Source organism: Microbulbifer sp. (genome assembly GCF_051659245.1).
In the GTDB taxonomy this organism is placed as follows: domain Bacteria; phylum Pseudomonadota; class Gammaproteobacteria; order Pseudomonadales; family Cellvibrionaceae; genus Microbulbifer.
This window is the reverse complement of the sequence record NZ_JBOFOC010000170.1, coordinates 1-5960: the sequence shown is the minus strand read 5'-3', so window position 1 is coordinate 5960 and position 5960 is coordinate 1. Positions and strand designations below refer to the sequence as shown.

The 5960-nt window shown below is 62.6% G+C and carries 3 protein-coding genes; all 3 read right to left on the bottom strand.

Annotated elements, in window-relative coordinates:
- Positions 1–157 precede the first annotated feature (157 nt).
- The 3 genes from ACRC0P_RS16400 to ACRC0P_RS16390 all read right to left on the bottom strand — a co-directional run bounded on the left by ACRC0P_RS16400 (position 158) and on the right by ACRC0P_RS16390 (position 5690).
- Positions 158–2362 (bottom strand): acetyl-CoA hydrolase/transferase C-terminal domain-containing protein, encoded by a 2205-nt coding sequence (locus ACRC0P_RS16400; protein WP_438632378.1) that lies wholly within the window; start codon positions 2360–2362, stop codon positions 158–160.
- A gap of 99 nt (positions 2363–2461) precedes the next feature.
- Positions 2462–4723, bottom strand: a complete 2262-nt coding sequence (locus ACRC0P_RS16395) for an acyl-CoA dehydrogenase (RefSeq protein WP_438632377.1) — start codon at positions 4721–4723, stop codon at positions 2462–2464.
- Between the two features lie 124 nt (positions 4724–4847).
- Positions 4848–5690, bottom strand: a complete 843-nt coding sequence (locus ACRC0P_RS16390; protein ID WP_438632376.1) for an EamA family transporter — start codon at positions 5688–5690, stop codon at positions 4848–4850.
- Positions 5691–5960: the final 270 nt, after the last annotated feature.

The following is a 5960-nucleotide window of genomic DNA, read 5'->3' as shown; positions in this document are numbered from 1 at the left end:
GGCACTGACTTAAGCGGTTTCCGGCTCCCGTAGGGCGGATAAGCGAAGCGCATCCGCCGCCCCAGGCCTTGTAACTGGTGGATGCGCTTCGCTTATCCACCCTACAAATAAGGCCATTTGCGCTTAAGTCAGTGCCATTCGTGACAGGGACGAGCCCTCAGTCCCCGCGCAGCGGCCGCCGAAAATCAATAAACCTCCGCAGCGCCCCGGCCACGGTATAGCCCTCCAGCCTGTGCTCATAGCTGTCGGTCTGCTCGAATTCCATGCGTTTCAGGCAGCGGTGCAGCCACATGTTTTCCTCAGAGTCGTCTTTCCAGGCGGTCCGCCCTGCGAGAACCAGCGATAGCATTTCCCACCATTTTCTGCTGTGGATCTTCAGTTGCCCGAGGGCCACCGCCAGCATCGCCTCCTCTTCGGTAAAGTCCGTACCCGAGGGAAAATAAGGCAGTAGCGCCAGGCGTTTGGGATCATTGAACACCGCCTGGATCTTCTCCGGGGTATTGGCGGTAAATTCCAGCGGGATGGTGTAGTCCCGCTCCACCTTGCCGGCGATCTTGGCTTTTTCCAGGAGTTCGCCCTGGAAGCGGGAGTCGGCGATACACAGCATCGCTGTGATCACGTCCCGATCGGTTTTGCCGCGCAGGTCGGCGATGCCGTATTCGGTGACCACGATATCGCGCAGGTGGCGGGGGATGGTGCAGTGGGGATATTCCCAGATGATATTGCTGCGCACCTCGCCCTTGCTGGTGCGGGTGCTGGCCAGGGCGATCACCGAGTGGCCGCCGGGCAGTTCGTGGGCCTGGGCGACGAAATTGTATTGCCCCCCCACCCCACTCACTACCTGGCACTCGGCCAAGCCATCGGAAATCACCGAGCCGTTCAGGGTCACCATCATTGCGCTGTTGACGAAGCGGGCCATGGGGCGCTGGGCCGTTTTCAGTTCGCGGTCTTTTTCCAGGCTGTTGATAAAGTCGATGGCGGTCATGTTGATGCCGGCTTTTTCGCCCTCCGGCATTTCGCGCAGTTCTCGATACATGGCCGAGGAGCCCAGGTAGAAACCGCCGTGCAACCACACGCCGCCTTTCAGCTTTTTGCCCTTGCGGTCGCCCAGCAATCTTTCCCGGCCGTGGACACTGTGCAGATCGCACTCCTCCTCTTCCCCCCGATCGTTGAGGAATTTATGCCCGCGCCAGCTGTAGCTGGCATCCACGATGCCCAGGTGCTGCAGGAAATCGGTATCGGCTTTCGTGAGCGGGCAGCTGATGCGGCCGGATTCCCTGAGGACCAGCAGGGTCTGCTCATCCACGGTGGGCGATATTTCCCCGGAATCGAGCAATTTCTGCAGGGCTGCGTCCGGGTAGACCTCGCGGGTGAGAATGCCCGCACGGCGCAGATGCAGGAAACCCTCTGGCACCATTTCGCTGGCGCCGTAGAGACCGCGGGTGAAGGTTTCCAGTTGGGGAGGCAGCTTTTCCCGCAGTTGCAGTGAATCGTCACTGGTGAGATCGCGTATCAGCTCGCGATAGAAATCGTTGTGGCTCTGGCGCAGGCGTAAGGCGCGGCAGATGGCGTCCCCCAATGCGCCGATGCCAATTTGCAGGGTACCCCCGTCGGCGACCAGGCTGGCGATATGGAAAGCGAGGCTGTAGTTGGTCAAGTCCACCGGCAGAGTGGGCGCGGCAAACAGCGGCGTATCGAAGTCGGGACCCTCGAGCAGAAAGTCGAAATCGCCGGCGCCCACCCGGGCGTCGCCGCCCATAAACGGCAGTTGCGGATTGACCTCGCCGATAAATACCACCGGGTGGTTTCGCGCGAGGGCCATTTCCAGTACCGGCAGGGTGAGGTCCGTATTGCAGCTCAGGCTGAAGTCCCCGCCGTCGGGACCCGGTGCCACCATCTGGGCAATGACGTTGACCCCTCTGTCGAGCAGGTCCCTCGGCACGTGGGTATAGTTGCTGCTGACATAATCCTGCTGCACGGAGGGGTTGCCCAGGTAGCTGCCCGGGTGGAGGAAGAATTCGCACACCTCGATATTGTCCGGCAGCAGCCCCTTGTGTCGCGCCGGTGTATAGCCCAGGTCCTGATAGTGATTGTAGAGGCGGTCCAGCAGCGGCTGTATAAAACGCCGTTGGATTTCCCCGTGGCCCACCGGGCGCTCCAGGGTGAGGGCGGTGAAGATGGTGAGGGAAATTGAGGGGTCGCTGGCGGCGCGGGCGTAGAGAGCGTTGGCAAAGTGGTTTGCCTTGCCGACGCCCAGGGGCAGGCCCAGCACGATGCGCTTGCCGGTTTTTTCCAGCAGTGCGTCGACGCAGGCTTCCGGGCAGTGGAAGCGTTGGGGTTTTTCGCCAGAAGTTGCGTTCATCTTTGGAATATCTGCAATTGGATATTACCTGTAGGAGCGGCCCATGGTCGCGATCGATCTAATTGCGTAGCCGACATTGATCGCGGCCATGGGCCGCTCCTACAACGGGCCTGCGGCCCGCGTGCCGGACTGCGGCTCGGCGTTCCCGGAGCCCAGGTGATCAAAGTGATCCACCTGTATGGCCATATTCACCGCCTCGGCCGCCTCCCGCAGCTCCGCCGCCTCCTCACCGCTGATCAACCCGCGCTCCAGCCCCTCGTCGATGGCCTCGCGATTGAAGGCGCGAATCCCGCCCTTCTTCAGTTTGTCCCGCAGACTCTCGGTGGCGCAGACTTTGTCGAAAGCCTGCTCCACCAGGTCGACACCATCGCCGGGATTGCCTAGGAACACGCCCCTGGTAAGGCGGTCGCGGGTTTCCGAGGGCTCCATCAGCAATTCGGCACAGGCGTGGGACTGGCGATCGGAAGCGGTGTGTATGCTGTGCCCCCAGGGCATTGCGAGGAAGTGCATCAGCTGGCCCAGAAAACGGTTCGGGAAGTTCTGGAACACCTCCAGCAGGCTCACCTCGATATTGTGCAGCCCGGCGCGCATGGCGAACTCCAGCAGTGGCCGGTCCTCTCTCGGGCTGCCGTCGTCTTTGAAACGCTTTAGGGTGCAGCTGAGTAGGTACAGCTGGCTCAGCACGTCGCCCAGGCGCCCGGAGATCTGTTCCTTGCGCTTGAGTTCGCCCCCCAGGGACAACAGGGATATTTCCGTGACCAGAGTGAGAACCGCGGAGTAGCGGTCCATCTGCCGATAGTACTTCGCCGCGTCACCCACGCCCCTGGGGCTGTTGGCGAAAAGGCCGCCGGTCCAGCCGTGGAAAACGCCGCGGATGAAGGTCTTGACCTGGAACAGCATGTGCTTGGGCAGCAGCTTGTCCAGTGCCTCCAGCCCCTCTTTTGTATCGGGATTCTCCGCCGCCAGCATCTCCTCTAACAGGTAGGGGTGGCAGCGGATGGCGCCCTGGCCGAAGATCATCAGGCTGCGAGTGAGGATATTCGCGCCCTCCACGGTGATGGCCACCGGCACCGCGCGGTAGACATTGCCCAGGTAGTTGAGGGGGCCGTCCATGATGCCCTTGCCGGCGTGGATATCCATAGCATCGTTGATCGCCTGGCGCAGGCCGTGGGTGGCGTGGGCCTTCATGATCGCGGTGATCACCGCCGGTTTGTGTCCGGCGTCCAGGGCCCGGGTGGTGGTTTTGTGGGCACTGTCGAGCACATAGGCGACACTGGCGATTTCCGCCAGGCGACGCTGCACCCCCTCGAACTTGCCGATGGGAATTCCGAACTGCTCGCGGATACGCGCGTAGGCGCCGGTGGTGCGCGCGGCCATTTTCGCCCCGCCGGTGGACAGAGACGGCAGGGAGATGCCACGGCCGGCGGCCAGTGCGCTCATCAGCATATGCCAGCCGCGGCCCACGTTCTCCCGGCCGCCGATAACCCACTCCATGGGAATGAACACGTCCACACCCCAGTTTGGGCCATTCTGGAACGACTGCATGGCCGGCAGGTGGCGCTGGCCGATAGTCACGCCTTCGGTGTCCGTGGGCACCAGGGCCACGGTGATACCCAGCGCCTCCTTGTCGCCGAGGAGATGGTCCGGGTCGTAGAGCTTGAATGCCAGGCCCAGGACCGTGGCCACGGGCGCCAGGGTGATATAGCGCTTGTGCCAGTTGACGCGCATACCCAGGGTTTTCTCGCCCTTGTAGTCGCCGTAGCAGACCACTCCCCTGTCCACCATGGCGGCCGCGTCGGAGCCGGCCTCGGGGCTGGTGAGGCCAAAACAGGGGATTTCGCGCCCGTCCGCCAGGCGCGGCAGATAGTACTGCTTCTGCTCGTCGGTACCGTGGGCCATCAGCAGTTCGCCGGGGCCGAGTGAGTTGGGCACCATCACGGTGACGCCGACGCAGATACTGCGGGTGGAAATTTTGGTGACTATTTCCCCGTGGGCTGTGGGCGAGAAACCCAGGCCGCCGTATTCCTTGGGAATAATGATGCCGAAGAAGCGCTCTTTCTTGAGAAACTCCCAGGTCTCCGGGGAAATTTCCCGGTCTTCGAAGCTGATCTTCCAGTCGTCCACCATCCGGCACAGTTCTTCCACCGGCCCGTCGAGAAACGCCCGTTCCTCTTCGCTGAGCTGCGGCGGCCCCATGCTCAGCAACTGGTCCCAATCCGGTTTGCCGGAGAGCAACTGCGCGTCCCACCACACCTCGCCGGCTTCCATCGCCTCCCGCTCGGTTTCCGAGATTGGCGGCAGAACCTTCTTTATCAGTTTCAGTAGTGGCGCGGTAATCCACTTTCTGCGCAGTTCGCTCATCTGTTTTCTTCCGTTCCCTGTGGGCTGCGTCGTGCGCACCGTCGACCCGTTAGCGGTGCGCTCGGCGCACCCTACCCACAGTTTCCAAATATGGTAGGTGCAAGTATGGTCGGTGAATAAGGGTTCAGGCCAGTGCCAGCGCGCTGATGCCGGTGAAGATGATCAGCGCTGCAATCAACCGTCGCAGGGAAAAGCGCTCGTTGAGCACGAACACCGAGATAAGCGAGGCGAACAGTATGCTGCTCTCGCGGGTGGCCGCCACCGCGGCCACCGGCATCACCGAAGTGGCCCACAGTGCCACGGCGAAGCCGCCGGTGGCAAGCAGGCCGGAAGCGGAGCCGCGCACCAGGTTAGCGCGGGCGAAGGCGAAGCCGCGCGACGGCTGGGTGACCAGCACCGCAAGCAGGATTCCCAGGCCGGAAAAGATCTCCAGCCAGGCGACAAAGCTCAGGGGATTGTCCACCGCGCGCACGCCGGCGGCGCCGAAGGTCGTGTAGCCGGTGATCGCCACCCCGGTGCCCAGGGACAGCAGGATACCGGAGCGGGACACGCGCAGTTCCTTCATGATCAGCGCAAAGATCCCACTGGTCACCAGCAGCACGCCGGTAAGCTGCAGCGGGCGCAGGGATTCGTCGAGAAACAGCAGCGCGGCTGTGGCCACCAGCAGCGGTGTGACACCGCGGGCCACCGGGTAGGCGGTGCTGTAGTCCAGTGCGCGATAGGAGCGGGTGAGCAGGAAAAAGTACAGGTACTGAAAGGCGGCGCCGCCGAGCAGCAGCCCCAGGGCCTCGGGTCCCGGCAGTGGCAACTGGGTCGCGAGAAGCGCGCCGAGCAGCAGGCCGACGCTGCGAATCATCGCCAGTTGCAGGAACCCCTCTGCGCTGTGTTTGACCACCGCGTTCCATACGGCGTGGGCCAGGGCCGACAGCAGGACCAGCCCGTAAACAATTGATTCCGGTACTACCAAGTTGGGGCCTGTTAACGCTAAATTCGATGGCCGCGACGGAGGCCGTTTTTCCGCAAGACAAGGCGCAGTGAGCGCCGTGTGGTCACTCCACATAAGCGAACTGCAACGCAGGATTGCGGGAAAACGGCCCCGTCCCTCCGGGTTGCGTCCTTACAGGCCGTCCCAAACAGGCCATGCGGCGTTGCTCGTCGTTCATTTAGCATGCTAAACCACACTCCTCGCGCCTTGCCTGGCCCGTTTTGGGGCGGCAACGCGGCTATCGAATTTAGC

What these genes read in the sequence shown, in the direction of transcription:
- ACRC0P_RS16400 (WP_438632378.1), bottom strand. Translation starts at nt 2,362, where the DNA reads ATGAACGCAACTTCTGGCGAAAAACCCCAACGCTTCCACTGCCCGGAA.
- ACRC0P_RS16395 (WP_438632377.1), bottom strand. Translation starts at nt 4,723, where the DNA reads ATGAGCGAACTGCGCAGAAAGTGGATTACCGCGCCACTACTGAAACTG.